Source organism: Peribacillus sp. FSL K6-1552 (genome assembly GCF_038005205.1).
GTDB classification, from domain to species: domain Bacteria; phylum Bacillota; class Bacilli; order Bacillales; family DSM-1321; genus Peribacillus; species Peribacillus butanolivorans.
This window is the reverse complement of the sequence record NZ_JBBOST010000001.1, coordinates 5349054-5368521: the sequence shown is the minus strand read 5'-3', so window position 1 is coordinate 5368521 and position 19468 is coordinate 5349054. Positions and strand designations below refer to the sequence as shown.

20 protein-coding genes, 1 pseudogene and 2 riboswitches are annotated in these 19468 nt (G+C 39.3%); of the genes and pseudogenes, 20 read left to right on the top strand and 1 reads right to left on the bottom strand.

Going from position 1 to position 19468, the window contains the following annotated elements; translation table 11 throughout:
- Positions 1–101: 101 nt before the first annotated feature.
- The 8 genes from NST21_RS25860 to NST21_RS25825 all read left to right on the top strand — a co-directional run bounded on the left by NST21_RS25860 (position 102) and on the right by NST21_RS25825 (position 6340).
- Positions 102–458, top strand: coding sequence for an arsenate reductase family protein (locus NST21_RS25860; protein ID WP_053348873.1), 357 nt, complete (start codon positions 102–104; stop codon positions 456–458).
- A gap of 96 nt (positions 459–554) precedes the next feature.
- Positions 555–935 carry a glycine cleavage system protein GcvH gene (gcvH, locus tag NST21_RS25855; RefSeq protein WP_053348874.1) on the top strand — a complete coding sequence of 127 codons (381 nt, stop codon included), beginning with the start codon at positions 555–557 and terminating at the stop codon, positions 933–935.
- A 90-nt stretch (positions 936–1025) separates the two neighbouring features.
- Entirely contained in the window at positions 1026–1391 is a 366-nt protein-coding gene (locus NST21_RS25850; RefSeq protein ID WP_053348680.1) for a toprim domain-containing protein, read from the top strand.
- A 3-nt stretch (positions 1392–1394) separates the two neighbouring features.
- Positions 1395–1703, top strand: coding sequence for a thioredoxin family protein (locus NST21_RS25845; RefSeq protein WP_340892667.1), 309 nt, complete (start codon positions 1395–1397; stop codon positions 1701–1703).
- A gap of 161 nt (positions 1704–1864) precedes the next feature.
- Positions 1865–1970, top strand: a riboswitch (SAM riboswitch).
- A 103-nt stretch (positions 1971–2073) separates the two neighbouring features.
- Positions 2074–3384, top strand: coding sequence for an O-acetylhomoserine aminocarboxypropyltransferase/cysteine synthase family protein (locus NST21_RS25840; RefSeq protein ID WP_201222716.1), 1311 nt, complete (start codon positions 2074–2076; stop codon positions 3382–3384).
- A 118-nt stretch (positions 3385–3502) separates the two neighbouring features.
- Positions 3503–3615, top strand: a riboswitch (SAM riboswitch).
- Between the two features lie 180 nt (positions 3616–3795).
- Complete coding sequence (locus NST21_RS25835) at positions 3796–4830, top strand: methionine ABC transporter ATP-binding protein (RefSeq protein WP_252432813.1); 1035 nt, start codon at positions 3796–3798, stop codon at positions 4828–4830.
- A complete protein-coding gene (locus NST21_RS25830) occupies positions 4823–5491 on the top strand; it encodes a methionine ABC transporter permease (protein ID WP_340892068.1) in 669 nt (222 codons plus the stop codon). Before NST21_RS25835 ends, NST21_RS25830 begins: the two co-directional genes overlap by 8 nt.
- Before the next feature lie 15 nt (positions 5492–5506).
- The gene (locus tag NST21_RS25825) at positions 5507–6340 is read left to right on the top strand and encodes a MetQ/NlpA family ABC transporter substrate-binding protein (protein ID WP_340892067.1); all 834 of its coding nucleotides are present in this window, start codon (positions 5507–5509) and stop codon (positions 6338–6340) included.
- A 147-nt stretch (positions 6341–6487) separates the two neighbouring features.
- On the opposite strand, the pseudogene NST21_RS25820 reads toward NST21_RS25825, so the two are convergent.
- Positions 6488–6679, bottom strand: a pseudogene (locus tag NST21_RS25820) (transposase); the annotation flags it as partial.
- 578 nt (positions 6680–7257) lie between these two features.
- Between NST21_RS25820 and NST21_RS25810 the strand changes: the two are divergent.
- The 12 genes from NST21_RS25810 to tnpB all read left to right on the top strand — a co-directional run bounded on the left by NST21_RS25810 (position 7258) and on the right by tnpB (position 19438).
- The gene (locus tag NST21_RS25810; protein ID WP_057215299.1) at positions 7258–7461 is read left to right on the top strand and encodes a hypothetical protein; all 204 of its coding nucleotides are present in this window, start codon (positions 7258–7260) and stop codon (positions 7459–7461) included.
- Positions 7462–7910: 449 nt separating this feature from the next.
- Positions 7911–8696: a Fe-S cluster assembly ATPase SufC gene (sufC, locus tag NST21_RS25805; protein WP_340892066.1), complete on the top strand. Its 786-nt coding sequence runs from the start codon at positions 7911–7913 to the stop codon at positions 8694–8696.
- A gap of 15 nt (positions 8697–8711) precedes the next feature.
- The gene (sufD, locus tag NST21_RS25800; protein ID WP_056524659.1) at positions 8712–10013 is read left to right on the top strand and encodes a Fe-S cluster assembly protein SufD; all 1302 of its coding nucleotides are present in this window, start codon (positions 8712–8714) and stop codon (positions 10011–10013) included.
- Entirely contained in the window at positions 10013–11242 is a 1230-nt protein-coding gene (locus tag NST21_RS25795; protein ID WP_098176260.1) for a cysteine desulfurase, read from the top strand. The genes sufD and NST21_RS25795 overlap by 1 nt, the downstream gene beginning before the upstream one ends.
- Positions 11232–11660, top strand: a complete 429-nt coding sequence (sufU, locus tag NST21_RS25790; protein WP_053348689.1) for a Fe-S cluster assembly sulfur transfer protein SufU — start codon at positions 11232–11234, stop codon at positions 11658–11660. Before NST21_RS25795 ends, sufU begins: the two co-directional genes overlap by 11 nt.
- 56 nt (positions 11661–11716) lie before the next feature.
- Positions 11717–13114, top strand: coding sequence for a Fe-S cluster assembly protein SufB (gene sufB / locus NST21_RS25785; protein ID WP_056524668.1), 1398 nt, complete (start codon positions 11717–11719; stop codon positions 13112–13114).
- 136 nt (positions 13115–13250) lie between these two features.
- Positions 13251–14099 carry a DUF72 domain-containing protein gene (locus NST21_RS25780; RefSeq protein ID WP_057215294.1) on the top strand — a complete coding sequence of 283 codons (849 nt, stop codon included), beginning with the start codon at positions 13251–13253 and terminating at the stop codon, positions 14097–14099.
- An 87-nt stretch (positions 14100–14186) separates the two neighbouring features.
- Entirely contained in the window at positions 14187–15014 is an 828-nt protein-coding gene (locus tag NST21_RS25775) for a sulfite exporter TauE/SafE family protein (protein WP_340892065.1), read from the top strand.
- 13 nt (positions 15015–15027) lie between these two features.
- On the top strand, positions 15028–16413 hold the full coding sequence (locus tag NST21_RS25770) for a bifunctional metallophosphatase/5'-nucleotidase (protein ID WP_340892063.1): 1386 nt from the start codon (positions 15028–15030) through the stop codon (positions 16411–16413).
- A gap of 70 nt (positions 16414–16483) precedes the next feature.
- Positions 16484–16777 carry a YunC family protein gene (locus NST21_RS25765; RefSeq protein ID WP_207196218.1) on the top strand — a complete coding sequence of 98 codons (294 nt, stop codon included), beginning with the start codon at positions 16484–16486 and terminating at the stop codon, positions 16775–16777.
- A 179-nt stretch (positions 16778–16956) separates the two neighbouring features.
- Positions 16957–18054 (top strand): HD-GYP domain-containing protein, encoded by a 1098-nt coding sequence (locus NST21_RS25760; protein ID WP_340892062.1) that lies wholly within the window; start codon positions 16957–16959, stop codon positions 18052–18054.
- Between the two features lie 178 nt (positions 18055–18232).
- On the top strand, positions 18233–19438 hold the full coding sequence (gene tnpB / locus NST21_RS25755; protein ID WP_340892061.1) for an IS200/IS605 family element RNA-guided endonuclease TnpB: 1206 nt from the start codon (positions 18233–18235) through the stop codon (positions 19436–19438).
- Positions 19439–19468 lie beyond the last annotated feature (30 nt).

Sequence of the window (19468 nt, the reverse complement as noted above, 5' to 3'; positions counted from 1 at the left end):
TATTCCCTTTATTACGTGTGAAATTTTCACGATGGAAAGACAAGGAGAATTCGTTGTATTGCACAGAAAAAACGGGTATTCTATTGATAGGTGGTGAAACAATGGGCTTAACATTATATTGGTACCCAAAATGCGGCACATGCCGTAATGCGAAGAAGTGGCTGGATAGTCATGAACTGCAATATGAAGCGATTCATATAGTAGAAAATCCGCCTTCTCGAACAGAAATCGAACAACTATATAATACCAGCGGATTAGAGCTGAAGAAGTTTTTTAATACTAGCGGGCAAAAATACCGGGAGCTGGGTTTAAAGGACAAGCTGAAAGATGCTTCTGAAGCAGAAATGCTAGATATATTGTCTACTGATGGTATGCTTCTTAAAAGGCCGATTGTTACGGACGGCACAAAAGTGACAGTTGGTTTCAAAGAAGAGCAATTCGAACAGACTTGGAACTAAAATAATACAAAATATTTGGTTAATTCCTTACTTTTAAAAAAAATCTACCTTATAATGTAATAGATAAAATAAGATGTACTATGGAGGGAATTAATGATGACAACACCAAAAGAACTTCGTTACACAAAGGAACATGAATGGGTCAAAACAGAAGATGGAACAGTACGTATCGGAATTACAGCATTTGCTCAGTCCGAACTTGGGGACATCGTTTTTGTTGAGCTTCCAGAGATTGGCGCTGAACTGAAAGCGGACGAGCCATTTGGCAGTGTTGAATCTGTTAAAACTGTATCTGAGCTGTATGCTCCTATCAGTGGTAAAGTTGTTGAAGTAAATGAAGAGTTGAATGACAATCCTGAATTCGTAAATGAATCTCCTTTTGAAAAAGCATGGATGATCGTGATTGAACCATCAAATATCAGTGACGTTGAAAACCTGATGAGCGCTGAAGAATATGATAGCCTGATAAACGGTTAAAATGAGGGAGAGAGGGTCTAAATAGGCCTGCTCTCTTTTTCAGTTTATAAAAAGGCGGCATGCACACAATTCGTGAGATGGAGTGATGACATGGAGTGGGGCGAATTTGATAAAGTTATCATTGTAGAAGGCAGTTCCGATAGAAGAAAAGTTGCCTCCGTTTTGAATGAAGATGTGGAAATAAGATGTACAAATGGGACCATTTCATTAACTAAGCTGGATGAGTTAGTAGATGAAATGATGGACCGTGATGTTTATCTCCTTTTTGACGCAGATGATTCAGGAGAAAAGCTACGGAAGCAATTCCGAAGGGAAATGCCGGAAGCAAGCCACTTGTATATCAATAAAATGTACAAAGAAGTGGAAAGTGCCCCCGAACATCATATCGCTACAGTGCTCCTATCTGCCAATATGAATGTGAAAATGAAATTTTTAAGTCAAAGGGTGAACGACTAATTGATGCAAGAATTGAAAGAAGAAGATTGTAGGCTTGCTGTTGAAGAAGGGGAAACCTTTTGCTTATATTTATATACACCTTTGTGTGGGACCTGTCAGGTGGCATCTAGGATGCTTACGATATCATTGGAGCTTTTTCCAGACTTGAAGGCAGGAAAGATGAATATGAACTATGTCCAAACAATCGCCGAATCATATGAAATTGAGAGTGTACCTTGTTTATTACTATTTAAAGAAGGGCAGCTGCGGAAAAAAATTTATGCCTTTCAGTCTGTTCCTTATTTGTACGGAATGCTTAAGGAAATAAGCTAAAAAGCCAATCCAATATGGGTTGGCTTTTTAGCTGTAGAAAAGTAGTGAATAAACGATATAGTTGATGGGGAATTGAAATAAGAATATTCAAATAATTGATTGACTGGATAATTCTAAAGTGCTATATTTTGAATTAAGAAAGTAACTGCTAAATTTAATAGTTCTTATCAAGAGTGGCGGAGGGACTGGCCCGACGAAGCCCGGCAACCGGTATAAATTTATATACGGTGCTAATTCCAACAGAGTATTGGCTCTGGAAGATGAGGAGAGTATATAAGCCTCTTCTTATGAAGTGGTTTTTTTGCTTGTTAAAAGAGGAAGGCCTGATTCTTAATTCCAACTAAATCCATAGAAAAAGGGGAGAAATCTTATGGCAGAGAAAAAGTTGCGTTTCGAAACATTGAGTGTTCACGGAGGTCTTCAAGTAGATGAAACGGGTGCACGTGCAGTGCCTATTTATCAGAGCAATGCATACTTGTTCAAAGATACTGACCATGCAGCAAATTTATTTGGCTTAAAGGAAAATGGCTATATTTATACACGACTTCATAATCCTACGGTCAGTGTTTTCGAAGAAAGAATGGCCTTGTTGGAAGGTGGTATCGGCGGACTGGCAACAGCAAGTGGAATGGCTGCCATTACACTGTCAATCCTAAATATTGCTGGTGCAGGAGATGAAATAGTGTCCGCTTCTACATTGTATGGCGGTACGTATAATCTTTTTGAAAATACTCTTCCTAAATATGGGATAAAAGTGAAGTTCGTCTCTCCTGATGACCCTGAAAATTTCAAAAAAGCCATCACGCCTAGAACGAAGGCTATATTTGCGGAAACAATTGGAAATCCAAGTCTAAGGATTCTTGATATTGAAGCTGTAGCGGACATTGCTCACAATGCGGGCATACCACTCATTATCGATAATACCTTTGCTACCCCGTACCTTTGCCGGCCAATTGATTTTGGAGCGGACATTGTCATCCACTCTGCTACAAAATGGCTCTTGGGAAATGGAACCACCTTAGGAGGCATCATCGTGGATGGGGGCAAATTCGACTGGAACTCACCAAACTACCCTGGCTTTACGGAACCAGATCCAAGCTACGATGGGATTGTATACTCTGAAGCAGTCGGCCCTGCTGCCTTTATCACAAAAGCTCGTGTGCAATTACTTCGTGATTTAGGGCCGACGTTAAGTGCTCAAAGCGCGTTCCAGTTTACGCTGGGGCTAGAAACGTTGCATGTGAGAATGAAAGAGCATCTTTCGAACACTAAGTCTGTTATTCAATATTTGGAAAATCATCCTGCCGTGAACTGGGTTTCGCACCCTAGTAATGGAAGTCACCCTGATAAAGCGCTGGCGGACAAATATTTGCCTAAGGGAGCAGGATCTGTTGTGACTTTTGGAATTCAAGGTGGACGCGAAGCTGGAGCAAAACTTATCAATTCGGTAGAATTATGGTCGCATGTAGCCAACGTAGGGGATGCTAAAAGTTTAATTATCCACCCTGCTAGTACGACCCATCAACAATTAAATGATGTAGGTTTAGCAAAAGCAGGTGTAAGTGCTGATCAAGTGCGCATATCGATTGGTATAGAAAACGTAGAGGATTTAATAGAAGATTTAGAGCAGGCAATTGAAAAAGCGACGAATATTGTCTCCTTAACTTCTAAAACTGTTTAATAAAAAAGACCTGTTCATTCTTTCCTAGAAATATTATACATTGCGCTCCTTTTTTATCTATGATAAAATTTCTCCATACTAAAGAACTTAATGATGTACAAAATATTCTATATATTAGCTCTTATCAAGAGAGGTGGAGGGATGTGCCCGATGAAACCCGGCAACCGACAAGGAAATTTCCTTGGAAAGGTGCCAATTCACACAAAGTTTAATCGCTTTGGAAGATGAGAGAAAGGCCTGCTTTTTCACCTGCCTTTCTGCTCATGCAGAAAGGTTTTTTCTATTTAGTTTGGGAAAACCTTTACATGTATAGCAATATTGAAAAACGGTTTTAAAACATATTTACAGGCTGATAATGAAGATAAATCAACTAAGTTCATAGGTTTTATTGGATAAAAGAGGTGAGTATTAATGATTACATTGACAAAAGTTAGTAAGCTATTCCGAACAGGAAAAGGAAGCAGCGACACGATTAAGGCTGTAAATAATGTTAATGTTGAAATAAATAAAGGCGAGATTTTCGGTATTATTGGCTACAGCGGAGCAGGGAAAAGTACTTTGATCAGGATGCTTAATGGATTGGAAACACCAACAGAAGGATCCGTTGTGGTGGCTGATAAAGAAATTTCCAAAATCAAAGGTGCTAAGCTACGTAAAGCTCGACAAGAAATCAGCATGATCTTTCAACATTTTAATTTATTATGGTCTAGAACCGTTCAGGAGAATATATCGTTTCCTCTAGAAATTGCAGGGGTTTCGAAAAACGAGCGTATCAAGCGTGTGAATGAATTAATTAAGTTAGTTGGGCTTGAAGGAAGAGAAAAGGCATATCCTTCGCAATTAAGCGGAGGGCAAAAACAAAGGGTCGGGATTGCTAGGGCTCTTGCTAACAATCCTAAAGTGCTACTGTGCGATGAAGCGACGTCTGCTTTAGACCCGCAGACAACCGATTCAATACTTGAATTGCTTGTGGACATCAATAAGCGTCTTGGTCTAACGATTGTTTTGATTACACATGAAATGCACGTCATCCGTAAAATTTGTCACCGCGTGGCAGTAATGGAAAGTGGTCAAGTAGTTGAACAAGGACCTGTCCTGGAAGTCTTCAAGAATCCGAAAGAACAAATGACGAAGCGTTTCGTTCAACAGGTAACAGAGCCTGAAGAAACAAAAGAAACAATGGAACACTTGCTGGAACGCTATCCGGCAGGAAAAGTAATTCAATTGACGTTCGTAGGAGATCATGCAGAGAGTCCGTTAATTACTAAGCTGGTACGTAACTTTGAGTTGGATGTCAATATCGTTCAAGGAAAAATATCTCAAACTAGAAGTGGTTCATATGGAACGTTATTTATCCACCTTGATGGCAATGAGGATGAAATGCTCCGCGCAATCGAATTCATTAAAGCACAGCATGTAGGCGTGGAGGTGATTACTCATGCTTGAAGAATTATTACCGAATGTAGATTGGGAAGACATTATTGAAGCAACAAAAGAAACACTTTATATGACTAGTATCTCAGTACTAGCAACCTTTTTTATAGGCATACTACTAGGGTTAGTCCTGTTTTTAACAGGGAAAGGTAATATGTGGGAAAATCGGGTAATTAACACGATTATGAGTGCTATTGTTAATATTTTCCGTTCTATACCATTCCTTATTTTAATTGTGTTGCTCATACCTTTCACAAAATTTCTTGTCGGTTCTATGATCGGTGAGGATGCAGCATTACCAGCCCTTATTATCGGGGCGGCACCATTTTATGCACGTATGGTTGAAATCGGCCTCCGTGAAATCGATAAAGGTGTAATTGAAGCGGCTAAATCAATGGGAGCGAAAACGAGCACGATCATTTGGAAGGTACTTCTTCCAGAATCGATGCCAGCACTTATTTCAGGGATTACGGTAACATCGATTGCATTGGTCGGATATACAGCAATGGCAGGGGTTATCGGTGCAGGCGGGCTTGGTAATCTGGCCTATCTAGACGGCTATCAAAGGAGTCACAATGACGTTACACTTGTAGCGACGATTGTAATACTAATTATCGTCTTCATTATTCAAATTATTGGAGATGTGATTACATCTAAATTAGACAAAAGATAAAGGGAGATGAATAGGATGAAAAAGTTTTTAGGATTTGCATTAGTACTTGTTTTATCGATTACTCTTGCTGCTTGTGGAACCAATAAGGACAACAGCGGCAGCGATACAGAAAAGGAAACGAAAAAATTAGTTGTAGGTGCATCCAATGTTCCGCATGCTGAGATTCTTGAAAAAGCTAAACCTCTTCTTGAAGAAAAAGGAATTGAATTGGAAATTAAACCTTTCCAAGATTATGTTTTACCGAATAAGGCTTTAAACGATAAAGAATTGGATGCTAACTACTTTCAACACATTCCATATTTAGAGGGGCAAATTAAAGAAAATGGATATGACTTCGTTAATGCTGGTGGAATTCATATCGAGCCGATTGCTCTATATTCACAAAAATATAAAAGCATTGATAAACTTCCGGAAGGCGCAACAATTATTATGAGCAGCTCTGTTGCTGACCACGGACGTGCGTTATCTCTATTAGAAAAAAATGGCCTGATTACATTAAAAGAAGGCATCGATAAAACGACAGCTACAACAAAAGATATTGTTGAAAATAAGAAAAAACTTAAATTTGATGCGAATTATGAAGCAGCTTTACTTCCGAAAATTTATGAGAATGGCGAAGGGGATGCCGTTTTAATAAACTCTAACTATGCGATTGACGCTGGATTGAATCCGATTAAAGATTCAATTGCTATTGAAGACTCTGAATCACCATATGTGAACGTTATTGCAGTTAACAAAGGTGATGAAAATAAAGAAGAAATCAAAACGCTAGTAGAAGTATTACATTCTAAAGAAATTCAAGATTTTATTCTAAAGGAATACAAAGGTGCAGTCGTACCAACTAAATAATTTATGGTAAAGAACGACCTGGAAATCTTCAGGTCGTTCAGTTTGTAGACAAAAGGGGCTCGGAATGTTTTAATTCCGGACCCCTTTTGAAATTCCCTTTGAATTTTGCTCAAGATTAAGAGATTGGGCCTCTACGAGCCCACTTTATTAAGCCATTCTTGGACCTTGCCATGTCCAATTGGCTATCTTCTTTAAATTCATGGCAGTGAAAGTAAGCATCGCCTGCATCGACAATTTTTTAAGTCCCCTTAAAGTAGTCCAACGCATACCATGCTTTTCTTTTGCATCTGCGAATACACGCTCTATTGTTTCTTTACGTTTCGCCCGAAGGTATATTGAATGAATGTTTTTTTAACTAAAATAACTGGATCAATACTTGGGCGCCCTATCTCTGAATACATATCTTTCACCAAGTCATAAATGAAAGTGAAGTCAATGGCCCCCCTCAATTTTACGAACCAAATGGTTCGCTGGCACTAGTTGATCCAATGGAATCATTTCAAGTTGATCTCGCTGAATAGAATTATGTTTCGAAAGCATCGTCATCACCTCAAGTTTTAATACTCTTATATTAAAACAAAAAAGACTGTAGGCAAAAGTGGTTATATTTAATTGTTAAAACAAAGTTGATTGGAACGGAAGGTGCGAGACTCCTGCGGGAAAAAGCGTGTCCAAGGGAGACCCCACAGGCGCAAAGGCGCCGAGGAGGCTCCCTGACCGCCCGTGGAAAGCGAGTGCCTGGAGTGGAAATCAACGTTCGAATTTTTACACCCCCCAAAAAAAACTGTAGACAAATTCGATTTTCATCGAGTTTGTCTACAGTCTGAACGACCTGGAAATCTTCAGGTCGTTTTTTTATGTTTAAGGATGAAAACACAGGGTATAGAATTAATAGAGTAATAAAGTGATTCACAAATTTGAAAGGATGGTTCACTATCAATACTTTAGATTTAAATGTAACAAGCGAAATGGAAAAAGCGATGCAGTTATCACATGGGATTGGCTATAATGAGTACAGCAGAAATTTAGACCTCCGTATCGAGGTTGAGAAAGAACGAGATAAGGAACATGAAAAGTGCAACAAAATGGTCCTTGACCTACAACGTAAAATTCACGGTTAACCATATAAAAGAGTCTTTAAAAGATCGGTCTGTAGAGGTAAAATGATAAGTGGTCTAGAAAATAAGGGTTACCTTATTAGATTAACTTACATAACACCTAGCAGACCTTTTTTTCTTTAACAAAGGTAATTCGTACCTTCCAATTAAGATTTTTTAGACATATATTAATAAGAACAAAGGTTTGTTGAATAATAAGTTTTAAATAAGAAAAGCTAAAATAAGGCTCTATTTGCTGTAAATAGCCTATAACAGTGGGTTTTGTAACAATAGGACAGGTTTTCATCATGAAGGAAGTGGAAACCCCTATCTATATTAGTTGATTCCAAATTGGATTTGTTATAAAATTGGAATGAGAATAAAGTGAGAATGCTTTTATGAAAAATTATAGTAAAGAAAGTAGTTTATACTTTCTGGTAATAAAATAGGAATTAGTTCACGGAGGTATTATTATGTCAGCTTCTACATTAACGGTTAAAGATCTTCACGTATCAATTGAGGGTAAAGAGATTTTAAAAGGGGTTAACCTTGAAGTAAAAGGCGGAGAAATCCATGCAATCATGGGACCAAATGGAACTGGTAAATCCACTTTATCTTCAGCAATTATGGGTCACCCTAAATATGAAGTAACAAGCGGCAGCATCACATTCGATGGTGAAGACGTATTGGAAATGGAAGTTGACGAGCGCGCTCGTGTTGGTCTTTTCCTTGCTATGCAATATCCAAGCGAAATCAGTGGTGTTACAAATGCTGACTTCTTACGTTCTTCTATCAATGCACGTCGTGAAGAAGGCGATGAAATTTCATTGATGAAATTCATCCGTAAAATGGACGAAAAAATGGCATTCCTTGAAATGGATGAAGATATGGCGCAACGTTATTTAAATGAAGGATTCTCCGGTGGAGAGAAAAAACGTAACGAGATTCTTCAATTAATGATGATTCAGCCAAAAATCGCTATTTTAGATGAAATTGACTCTGGGCTAGATATCGATGCTCTTAAAGTCGTTTCAAAAGGAATCAACGAAATGCGCGGAGAAGGCTTTGGATGTTTAATCATCACTCACTACCAACGTCTATTAAATTACATCACTCCTGATTACGTACATGTAATGATGCAAGGCCGTGTTGTAAAATCAGGCGGGCCTGAACTAGCTGCACGTTTAGAAGCAGAAGGTTATGATTGGATCAAACAAGAATTGGGCATTGAAGACGAAACTGTTGGCGAAGAAGCGTAAGTAGGAGGATTTGCAATGACTACAGAAACGAAATTACCGTTTGAACAAGAGGACATAAGCTCTTATTCAACTAAAAATAATGAGCCAGCTTGGCTATCTGAGCTTCGAATTCAAGCGTTTTCTGAATTAGAAAAGCTCCCAATGCCAAAGCCGGATAAAACAAAAATCGATAAATGGAATTTTACTTCTTTCAAGACTCATACAGTTGAAAGTGAAACTTTTGCCTCTTTAGATGAGCTTCCGGAAGAAATTAAATCCATCATTGAAGAAAATGAAAACTTATACATTCAACGCAATAATACGCCGGCACATATTAATTTGTCAGCAAAAATTAAAGAACAAGGCGTTATTTTCACTGATATTTTTACAGCGGCTCGTGACCATGCTGAGCTCGTACAAAAATATTTCATGAAGGACGGAGTTAAAATAGATGAGCACCGTTTAACAGCATTACATGCTGCATTAGTTAACGGTGGTGCATTCCTTTATGTTCCAAAAAATGTAGAGATCAAAGATCCAATTCAAGCAGTATTTTTGTTGGATAACCCTGAAACTACACTTTTCAACCACGTTTTAATCGTGGCAGAAGATAATAGCTCTGTAACATATGTAGAGAACTACTTCTCAAGCGTTGAGTCTAACGAAGGTATTGCTAACATCGTAACTGAAGTATTTGCAAATGCGAATGCTAAAGTGGAATATGGAGCTGTTGATACCCTTTCGAAAGGTTTTACGACATATGTTAACCGCCGTGGAGTAGCAGCACGTGACGCTCGTATTGAGTGGGCACTTGGCCTAATGAACGATGGAAATACGATTTCAGATAACACAACATATCTAATGGGCGATGGCTCTCACGGTGATACTAAAACCGTTGTAGTCGGCCGCGGGGAACAAAAACAAAACTTTACGACAGCCATTATTCATTATGGCAAACGCTCTGAGGGCTATATCCTTAAGCATGGTGTTATGAAAGACGGCGCATCCTCCATTTTTAATGGAATTGGGAAAATTGAGTATGGTGCTACAAAGGCCAATGCTGAACAAGAATCACGCGTACTGATGTTAAGTGAAAAAGCACGCGGAGACGCCAATCCAATCCTTTTAATTGATGAAGATGATGTAACGGCTGGGCATGCCGCTTCTGTCGGACGTGTTGACCCGCTTCAACTTTATTATTTAATGAGTCGTGGTATTACTAAAAAAGAAGCAGAAAGACTTGTCATTCACGGATTCTTGGCCCCTGTTGTTAACCAGCTTCCAATTGAAGGAGTTAAAAAACAATTAGTAGCGGTCATTGAAAGGAAAGTACAGTAATGAACCCATACGAAATTCGTAAGCTTTTTCCGATATTAGATCAAGAAGTCAATGGTCAGCCATTAGTTTATTTAGATAGTGCTGCAACCTCTCAAAAACCGGCTGCAGTGATTGAAGCGATTGAGCAATATTACCGCGGATACAACTCGAATGTTCACCGCGGGGTGCATACACTTGGAACAAAAGCTACGGATGCGTATGAAGGTGCACGTGAAAAGGTGCGTAAATTCATTAATGCTTCTTCTACAGAAGAAATCATTTTTACAAGAGGAACAACAACTTCTTTAAATACTGTAGCAAGAAGTTACGGTGGAGCAAATGTAAAAGAGGGCGACGAAATTGTTATCTCTTACATGGAGCATCACAGTAATATTATTCCGTGGCAGCAGTTAGCTAAAGAAAAAGGTGCTGTACTGAAATATATTCCGCTTCAAGAGGATGGAACGATTTCCCTTGATGATGTGAGGGCTACAATTACAGATGCAACGAAAATCGTTTCCATTATGCAGGTTTCCAATGTGCTTGGTGTTATCAACCCTGTGAAGGAAATCGCAAAAATTGCCCATGAACACCATGCTGTCATGGTTGTGGATGGAGCACAAAGCACGCCGCATCTAAAAGTGGATGTTCGTGATTTGGATTGTGATTTCTTTGCCTTCTCAGGTCATAAAATGGTCGGTCCAACAGGTATCGGCGTATTATATGGTAAAAAAGAACTTCTTGAAAAAATGGAGCCGATTGAATTTGGCGGAGAGATGATTGATTTTGTAGGTTTGTATGAGTCTACATGGAAAGAACTCCCGTGGAAATTTGAAGGCGGTACCCCAATCATTGCCGGCGCAGTTGGCCTTGGGGCTGCAATTGATTTCTTAGAAGAAATCGGCTTGGATAATATTGAACGGCATGAACATAAACTTGCAGCTTATGCAATGGAGAAAATGTCTGCAGTTGAAGGGCTGACTATTTATGGTCCTAAAGATGCAGAAAAGCGTGCGGGTGTAATAACCTTTAATATTAATGACGTTCATCCACATGACGTCGCTACCGTTCTTGATGCAGATGGAATTGCTGTCCGTGCCGGTCATCACTGCGCACAGCCATTAATGAAATGGCTTGACGTATCATCGACAGCAAGAGCAAGTTTCTATCTCTACAACACGGAAGAAGATATTGATAAGCTTGTGTCCGGGCTTGTTAAAACGAAGGAGTATTTCAGTAATGTCTTTTGATAACTTAGATACACTTTACCGTCAAGTCATTATGGATCATTATAAGAAACCACGTAATAAGGGTATGCTAGAAGATGGTAGCATGACAATCGATATGAATAATCCAACTTGCGGCGATCGGATTCGTTTAACGATGAAGATTGAAGATGGCAAAGTCAGCGATGTTAAATTCGATGGTGATGGTTGTTCAATATCCATGAGTTCAGCTTCTATGATGACTCAAGCCATTAAGGGCAAAGACGTTGATACCGCTCTAGCAATGTCCCAAACATTTTCCTTAATGATACAGGGAAAAGAGTATGATGATGAGATCGACCTTGGGGATATTGAAGCCCTTCAAGGAGTTTCTAAATTTCCTGCCCGTATCAAGTGTGCAACTCTAGCTTGGAAAGCCATGGAAAAGGGATTAAAGGAATAAATAAATTAAAATGAGCTGTTGTAGATTCAGCCATTTGAAATGGAGGAATACGAGCTATGGCTAAGAAAATGCCTGAAATTGGCGATTATAAATATGGCTTTGCGGATAAAGATGTTTCCATCTTCCGTTCAAAGCGTGGTCTGACAAAAGAAATAGTGGAAGAAATTTCTCGAATGAAGAATGAACCGCAATGGATGCTTGATTTCCGTTTGAAATCATTGGAGCATTTTTACAATATGCCAATGCCTCAATGGGGCGGCGACATGCAAAGCTTGAACTTTGATGAAATCACATACTATGTTAAACCATCAGAGAAATCAGAGAAATCTTGGGATGAAGTCCCTGATGAAATCAAACAAACTTTTGATAAATTAGGAATTCCTGAGGCAGAACAAAAATATTTAGCAGGTGTTTCTGCTCAATATGAATCCGAAGTAGTTTACCACAGCATGAAAGTAGAATTAGAAGATTTGGGTATCGTGTTTAAAGATACGGACTCTGCACTTCGTGAAAATGAAGATATCTTCCGTGAGCATTTCGGTAAAACAATCCCGCCTACTGATAATAAGTTCTCGGCATTGAATTCAGCTGTATGGTCAGGCGGATCTTTCATCTATGTACCAAAAGGTGTTAAAGTAGATACTCCGCTTCAAGCTTATTTCCGAATCAACTCTGAAAACATGGGTCAATTCGAACGTACGCTAATCATTGTGGATGAAGGAGCATCTGTTCACTATGTAGAAGGTTGTACAGCACCTGTTTATACAACTAACTCTCTTCATAGTGCGGTTGTTGAAATCGTCATTAAAAAAGATGCTTACTGCCGTTACACAACGATTCAAAACTGGGCAAACAACGTGTTTAACCTGGTTACGAAACGTGCGGTTTGTGATGCAAATGCAACAATGGAATGGATTGATGGAAACATCGGTTCTAAATTGACAATGAAATATCCTGCTGTCATCTTAAAAGGTGAAGGTGCTCGTGGTATGACATTATCTATTGCTATTGCTGGAAAAGGCCAACACCAAGATGCTGGAGCAAAAATGATTCATCTTGCGCCAAATACATCTTCAACTATTGTATCAAAATCAATTTCTAAACAAGGCGGAAAAGTAACATACCGTGGTATCGTTCACTTTGGACGTAAAGCGGATGGAGCTCGTTCTAACATTGAGTGTGATACACTAATCATGGATAATCAGTCTACATCTGATACAATCCCTTACAATGAAATCCTGAATGACAACATTTCTCTTGAACATGAAGCGAAGGTATCCAAAGTATCAGAAGAGCAATTGTTCTACCTGATGAGCCGCGGAATCTCTGAGCAAGAAGCAACAGAAATGATCGTTATGGGCTTCATCGAACCATTTACAAAAGAACTTCCAATGGAATATGCGGTTGAAATGAACCGTCTGATCAAGTTCGAAATGGAAGGCTCAATCGGATAATAACCGACTAACTTGCCTGTAGTGCATTTTAGAATAACCGATTCATAGAAAAAGCCTGCCAGGTAGATCCGGCAGGCTTTTTCTTTTGGGAAATAATTCGGGAAATGGGGTCTGACCCCTAAAAGGAGTGGTGCAGATGATTTATGTTGGGGTGACTGGTTGGGGTGATCATGATAGTTTGTATCGTGACGGGGTGTCCCAACGTGATAAGCTGAAAGAGTATGGGGCTCATTTTCCTGCAGTGGAGGTGGACGCTTCGTTTTATGCGGTCCAGCCTAAGAGGAACAGTGAAAAGTGGGTATCCGAGACACCGGCTCCTTTTCAATTTGTTGTAAAAGCCTATCAAGGGATGACAGGGCATCAGCGTGGAGAAATTCCTTTTGAAAATAAAAAAGAAATGTTTAAAGCTTTCCGTGACTCTCTTGAAGCCTATCAAAAAGCCGGCAAGCTAGCAATGGTGCTGTTTCAATTTCCACCATGGTTTGATTGTAAGCGGGAGAATGTAAACTATTTACGGTGGTGCAAAGCAGAGATGGGGGATACTCCAGTAGCTATTGAGTTCCGGAATCAAAGCTGGTACAGACCCAACATGTTTCAGCAAACCCTGGACTTTATCCAAAAGGAAGGTTGGATTCATACTGTATGTGATGAGCCGCAGGCAGGAGAAGGGTCCATTCCTATTGTGCTCGAGTCTATACATCCAGATAAAACCTTAGTCCGCCTTCATGGCCGCAATATCCATGGTTGGCAAAAACCCTCTTCGGGGGATAATTGGCGGGAAGTTCGTTATTTATACCGATACAATCATCAGGAATTGACCGAATGGGTGGAGAAAATCAGGAAATTAGAAAAACAGAGTAAGGATATATATGTCCTTTTCAATAATAACTCAGGCGGGGATGCCGCAGATAATGCCAAGCAGATGATTGAGATGCTTGGTATAGAATATGAAGGACTAGCCCCTAAGCAGCTTGGTTTGTTTTAAGCGTCATTATATAATTAATAAATTAGCTGATGTTACAAACTAGTATAGGATCGCGAGGCCCACAAACAGATAAAGGCGGATTTCTTCATGGTATGGTTAGTATTAGTGGGTATCGGGTTATTAGCAGGCTCAATCGGCTCTCTCGTTGGTCTGGGTGGCGGCATAATCATTGTACCTTCCCTTTTGTTTCTAGGTACATCGACAGATATTATCGATGAACTATCACCTCAAGTTGCTGTCGGTGTTTCCACTGTTATTATGATTTTTACCGGGTTATCTTCTACTTTATCCTATATGAAGCATAAAGTAGTCGATTATAAGGCTGGTTTAATTTTCTTTATAGGCAGTGCTCCTGGAGGAATAATTGGAGCCTATGTTAATAAAAACCTTGATGTGGAAGCCTTTTCGTTGTACTTTGGAATCTTCATGGTATTAATGGCTTTGGTTTTATTAGTAAAAGGCCGCCTGAAGCCTATGGTATTCAAACCTGGAACAGGGAAGGTCGTAAAAACCTATAAAAATAAAAATGGACAAGTATCTTCTTATGGATATTACCCTCTGGTAGCGATATTAATTGCTCTCGTCGTAGGATTCAGTTCCGGTTTATTTGGGATTGGCGGAGGTTCCTTAATGGTTCCAGTAATGATACTGATGTTCTTCTTCCCGCCGCATATGGCTGTAGCGACGTCGATGTTCATGGTGTTTCTGTCTTCCATTACTAATTCGATTACACATATTACGCTTGGTAATGTAAATTGGCCATATGCTTTTGCCCTTATTCCCGGAGCCTGGTTTGGAGCAAAATTAGGTGCATTTATTAATACACGCTTAAAAAGTACGTCGCTCGAAAATATGTTGAAAATTGTGCTGATAATCATTGGTCTACGTCTTATATACCAAGGTATTACAGGATAACGAGGAGGAAAAAATGTCAGAAATCATTCATATATATCACACCAATGATCTTCATAGTCATTTTGAAAACTGGCCTCGTATTGATAAGTTTCTTAAAGAAAGAAGACAACTTCATCAAGAAACGGGAGAAGAAGCGATCATTCTAGATATAGGAGATCATGTTGATCGCTGGCACCCATATACAGAAGGTACTTTAGGGAAAGGAAATATTGAACTGCTGAATGAAGCGGGTTATCAATATGTAACAATCGGCAATAATGAAGGAATCACTTTGCCGCATGAAGCGTTAGACTCCTTATATGAGAATGCAAAGTTCCAAGTGCTGGCAGCCAATATCTATAACCAGAATAATGAAAGACCGGAATGGGCGCTGCCTTATTGGATACATACGACGGCAAAAGGTACAAAGATTGCTATGATAGGATTGACGGCTTATTTTCAAAAGTTTTATTCAGCATTGGGTTGGGAACTAACCGAACCATTTGCGGAATTAAAGACACAGCTACATAAGATTAAAGGTGAAGCAGATGCAATCATCATACTTTCCCACCTAGGCATTCATGATGACGAAAGAATGGCAGAGGACTTTCCCGAGATTGATGTCATTCTTGGTGCACATACCCATCACATACTTCATCAAGGCAAATTAGTCAATAATACGCTTCTTTGTGGTGCTGGGAAATATGGCTTTTTTATTGGACAGGTAGAAATGTCCGTTAATGAAGAAATGAAAGTCTGTAAAAAGAGGGCTATTCTCTATGATACAAACGATCTTCCAGAATTAGAGGATGAACGATCTTGGATTGAAGAGATGTACCAGGCCGGAGGAGAGACTCTTCAACAAGTCGCAGTAAACTTACCCGAGTCTTTGGAAAATGAATGGTTTAAAGTTAGTCCGCTTACTGAAATCCTTGGGGAGGCTTTAAGGGAGTGGAGTGAGGCAGATTGTACCTTTTTGAATGCAGGCCTTCTACTTGATGGTTTGCCAAAGGGGCCTGTCACAAAAGGGGATATTCACCGAATCTGTCCACACCCGATTAATCCATGCATCGTTGAGGTTAACGGTAATGAATTAAAGGAAATCTTAATGCAATCGAGAAATGAGGAGTGGCCTCATATTCAGATAAAGGGGTTCGGTTTCCGTGGGAAAATCATGGGAGTCATGCATTATGATCAAATAGAATTTAAAGAAGTTACAAATGGAATAGTAAAAGAGATTCTTATAAATGGGGAAAAGCTTCAGCCTCATAAGTCCTATAAACTTGCGATACCGGATATGTTCACGTTTGGGCACTTCTTTCCAAGTATCCAGCGCTCTAATCGAAAAGATTACTTATTGCCGGAATTTTTACGGGATATCCTATTATGGAAGTTGAAAAAAGTATATCCGAATGAATAGGCTATAAACACGGTTTCTCCCTTTTTTTCATAAAGTATGGGGAAGAAAGGGGCGAAACCAATTGATTAACATGATGCCAATAATACTTGAAAATCATACATTCCTAGCTATTTCTGTCCAACTGCCCAAAACCAATTTGCTTGCTGTCGCGTCCGAAAAAGGGTATATAATGTGCGGTGCTCTAGATATCGGACTACTAAATGATAAATTGAAAAATCGTAAAATCCTTGCAGGAAGGGCAACCGGTGTTAAGTCGATTGAAGAGCTTTTAGATGCTCCACTTGAATCGGTTACCTGGGAGGCCGCGGAAAAGGGCATTCATCCAGGGATGATTGGAAAAAAGGCATTAATGAAAATGATTTAATCAGGAGGGCTTTCCTTTATCTAGAGGGAGCCTTGTTTTTAATTCACCTAGATAAATCAATATTTTTTTTACAAATATGTACAATAACGGATTGATTTTTCTAGATATTGTCCGATAATCCTTATAAAGGAATATGAACGTGGATTTACAAATCTTGAATGGGGAAACGGAGTATAATTATGAGGCTATCTATTACAGAGTCTCTCATCCCAGGAGCCAAGCTCGGAAAAAGCATCTATAATGAGCGGGGTAATATCCTCTTGGCTGAGGGCCTAACATTAACGCAGAACATGATTAATCGACTGGTTGTCCTTAATATTCCCTTTGTCTACATTCAAGACTCAAGGACGGATGACATTATTCCTGCGCCTACAATCGCTGGTGGATTAAGGCGAGACGCTATTCAAACGATAGAAAGCACTTTTCTGGACTTGAAAAAAAATATGAAGCTGGATGGTTCGTTTACGTTAGAGAAGGCCAACGTTAAGTTCACTCAAATAGTTCGAAACATCATGGAAGAGTTGAACAGGAATAAAGAGTTACTGACTTTATTGGCTGATGTTTATACATATGATGATTATATTTTTACTCATTCCTTTAATGTGACCTTATATACACTGGCAATTGGGATGGAATTGAACATAAATAAAAAGAATCTAGAAGCTCTTGGGCTTGGAGCAATCTTGCATGACGTCGGGAAAATACTTGTCCCTGTGGATGCTTTACGAAAAACCGGTAAGTTAACAGAAGAAGAGTTTGAGCAAATCAAGAAGCATGCCGAGTATGGGTTCCAACTTATAAAAAATGTACACACTGTATCACTCCTAGTTGCGAATTGTGCTTATCAGCATCACGAAAGATTAGATGGATCTGGTTATCCCCGTGGTATCAAAGGGGATGAAATCCATTATTTCGGTAAGATTATTGCCGTGGCTGATGTGTTTGATGCCGTTACGTCTAACCGGGTTTACCGCAAGGCTATGATGCCGCATGAGGGCTTGGAAATTCTTTATGCCGGAGCAGGAAAGAAGTTTGATAATACAATCATTGAGGCTTTCCGCCGGGCGGTTGCTATATACCCAAATGGACTATTTATTGAATTGAATGATGGGAGAAAAGGGGTCGTGACTGCTCAAAATGAGGGAATAGGAGACCGTCCCATGATACGAATCCTTGAGGAAAATGGTGAACCGATAGTAGAGCCCTATGAAGTGAATTTGAAGAAAAACCTGCACTTGCTGATTAGGAAATGCCTAAACATACAAGAAACAGCCTAACCCGTTACTGGTTAAGCTGTTTTTTTATCATTTCCCGCCAGAAGACTCCCTCTTCAAGCGTGTGAAGGGCGAGAGCCCAACGGTAAGGGGGAGATGAATGGCGGTTGGCATAAGCCAAAGTAATCTTTTGACAAACGTATGTTCGATGGTTAATAATAACTATAAGGGGGTGAAACCAATGGTCGTAAACAAAGCTTATAAATTTCGAATCTATCCAACTAAAGAACAACTAGTTCTAATCAATAAAACGATCGGCTGCTCCCGTTTTGTCTATAACTTCTTTTTAGGCAAACATAAGGAGAAAGATGCCTACTGGTATATTTGTAAAGAAATGAAGCAGAACGGCCAATTACCCTCTAATGAATGGAAAGGTTCTTTTCTGAATAAATACGCAACAATCAAAGAACTTCCAGCTTTAAAGAAAGAGTATTCTTTCCTGAAAGAAGTAGACAGTATTGCCTTACAGAAATCGGTGGAAAATTTAGCAGATTCCTATAGTCGATATTATAAAAAGCAAAACAAGTCACCACGCTTCAAATCGAAAAAGAATCCTATCCAGTCCTACACGACTAAACATACGAATGGAAATATCGGAATGATTGGAAACAAAATCAAATTGCCAAAACTCGGTCTAGTTCGTTTTGCTAAAAGCCGCGAAGTCGAAGGGCGAATCATCAATGCCACAATCAGGCGGAACCCTTCGGGTAAATATTTCATTTCCGTTTTAGCCGAAACCCATGTACAAGTACTTCCTAAAACGAATCGTTCGTGCGGTGTAGATGTTGGTTTGAAGAATTTTGCTATTCTTTCAGATGGTACGGTCTATCAAAACCCAAAATTCTTCCGGACGGTCGAAAAGAAATTGGCCAAAGCACAACGGATTCTTTCAAGGCGACAAGAAATAGCCTTGAATCAAAATAAACCATTGGCTGAAGCTAAAAACTATCAAAAACAAAAACGAAAAGTGGCTATCCTACACGAAAAAATTTCAAATGCCCGAATGGATTACTTACATAAAGTTTCTACCGAAATCATCAAAAACCACGATGTTATTGGAATGGAAGACTTGCAAGTGTCGAATATGATGAAAAATCACAAACTAGCTAAAGCTATTAGTGAAGTATCTTGGTACCAATTCAAAAAAATGTTGGAATACAAAGCAAAATGGTATGGTAAACAAATCGTGACCGTATCTAAAACGTTTGCTTCTAGCCAATTGTGTTCTAGCTGCGGTTACCAAAATAAAGACGTTAAACATCTGAATCTTCGTGAATGGGATTGTCCTTTTTGTTCTACTCACCACGATCGAGATATTAACGCAGGACTCAATCTAATGAATGAAGCCATAAGGCTTCTAACCGTAGGAACTACGGGAGTAGCCTAATTAAAAATTGGCCGATAGGCTAATGTTCTT

What these genes read in the sequence shown, in the direction of transcription:
- NST21_RS25835 (WP_252432813.1), top strand. Translation starts at nt 3,796, where the DNA reads ATGATTACATTGACAAAAGTTAGTAAGCTATTCCGAACAGGAAAAGGA.
- NST21_RS25860 (WP_053348873.1), top strand. Translation starts at nt 102, where the DNA reads ATGGGCTTAACATTATATTGGTACCCAAAATGCGGCACATGCCGTAAT.
- sufU (WP_053348689.1), top strand. Translation starts at nt 11,232, where the DNA reads ATGTCTTTTGATAACTTAGATACACTTTACCGTCAAGTCATTATGGAT.
- NST21_RS25775 (WP_340892065.1), top strand. Translation starts at nt 14,187, where the DNA reads ATGGTATGGTTAGTATTAGTGGGTATCGGGTTATTAGCAGGCTCAATC.
- NST21_RS25760 (WP_340892062.1), top strand. Translation starts at nt 16,957, where the DNA reads ATGAGGCTATCTATTACAGAGTCTCTCATCCCAGGAGCCAAGCTCGGA.
- NST21_RS25840 (WP_201222716.1), top strand. Translation starts at nt 2,074, where the DNA reads ATGGCAGAGAAAAAGTTGCGTTTCGAAACATTGAGTGTTCACGGAGGT.
- NST21_RS25825 (WP_340892067.1), top strand. Translation starts at nt 5,507, where the DNA reads ATGAAAAAGTTTTTAGGATTTGCATTAGTACTTGTTTTATCGATTACT.
- sufB (WP_056524668.1), top strand. Translation starts at nt 11,717, where the DNA reads ATGGCTAAGAAAATGCCTGAAATTGGCGATTATAAATATGGCTTTGCG.
- sufC (WP_340892066.1), top strand. Translation starts at nt 7,911, where the DNA reads ATGTCAGCTTCTACATTAACGGTTAAAGATCTTCACGTATCAATTGAG.
- gcvH (WP_053348874.1), top strand. Translation starts at nt 555, where the DNA reads ATGACAACACCAAAAGAACTTCGTTACACAAAGGAACATGAATGGGTC.
- tnpB (WP_340892061.1), top strand. Translation starts at nt 18,233, where the DNA reads ATGGTCGTAAACAAAGCTTATAAATTTCGAATCTATCCAACTAAAGAA.
- NST21_RS25770 (WP_340892063.1), top strand. Translation starts at nt 15,028, where the DNA reads ATGTCAGAAATCATTCATATATATCACACCAATGATCTTCATAGTCAT.
- NST21_RS25780 (WP_057215294.1), top strand. Translation starts at nt 13,251, where the DNA reads ATGATTTATGTTGGGGTGACTGGTTGGGGTGATCATGATAGTTTGTAT.
- sufD (WP_056524659.1), top strand. Translation starts at nt 8,712, where the DNA reads ATGACTACAGAAACGAAATTACCGTTTGAACAAGAGGACATAAGCTCT.
- NST21_RS25795 (WP_098176260.1), top strand. Translation starts at nt 10,013, where the DNA reads ATGAACCCATACGAAATTCGTAAGCTTTTTCCGATATTAGATCAAGAA.
- NST21_RS25830 (WP_340892068.1), top strand. Translation starts at nt 4,823, where the DNA reads ATGCTTGAAGAATTATTACCGAATGTAGATTGGGAAGACATTATTGAA.
- NST21_RS25850 (WP_053348680.1), top strand. Translation starts at nt 1,026, where the DNA reads ATGGAGTGGGGCGAATTTGATAAAGTTATCATTGTAGAAGGCAGTTCC.
- NST21_RS25765 (WP_207196218.1), top strand. Translation starts at nt 16,484, where the DNA reads ATGATGCCAATAATACTTGAAAATCATACATTCCTAGCTATTTCTGTC.
- NST21_RS25845 (WP_340892667.1), top strand. Translation starts at nt 1,395, where the DNA reads ATGCAAGAATTGAAAGAAGAAGATTGTAGGCTTGCTGTTGAAGAAGGG.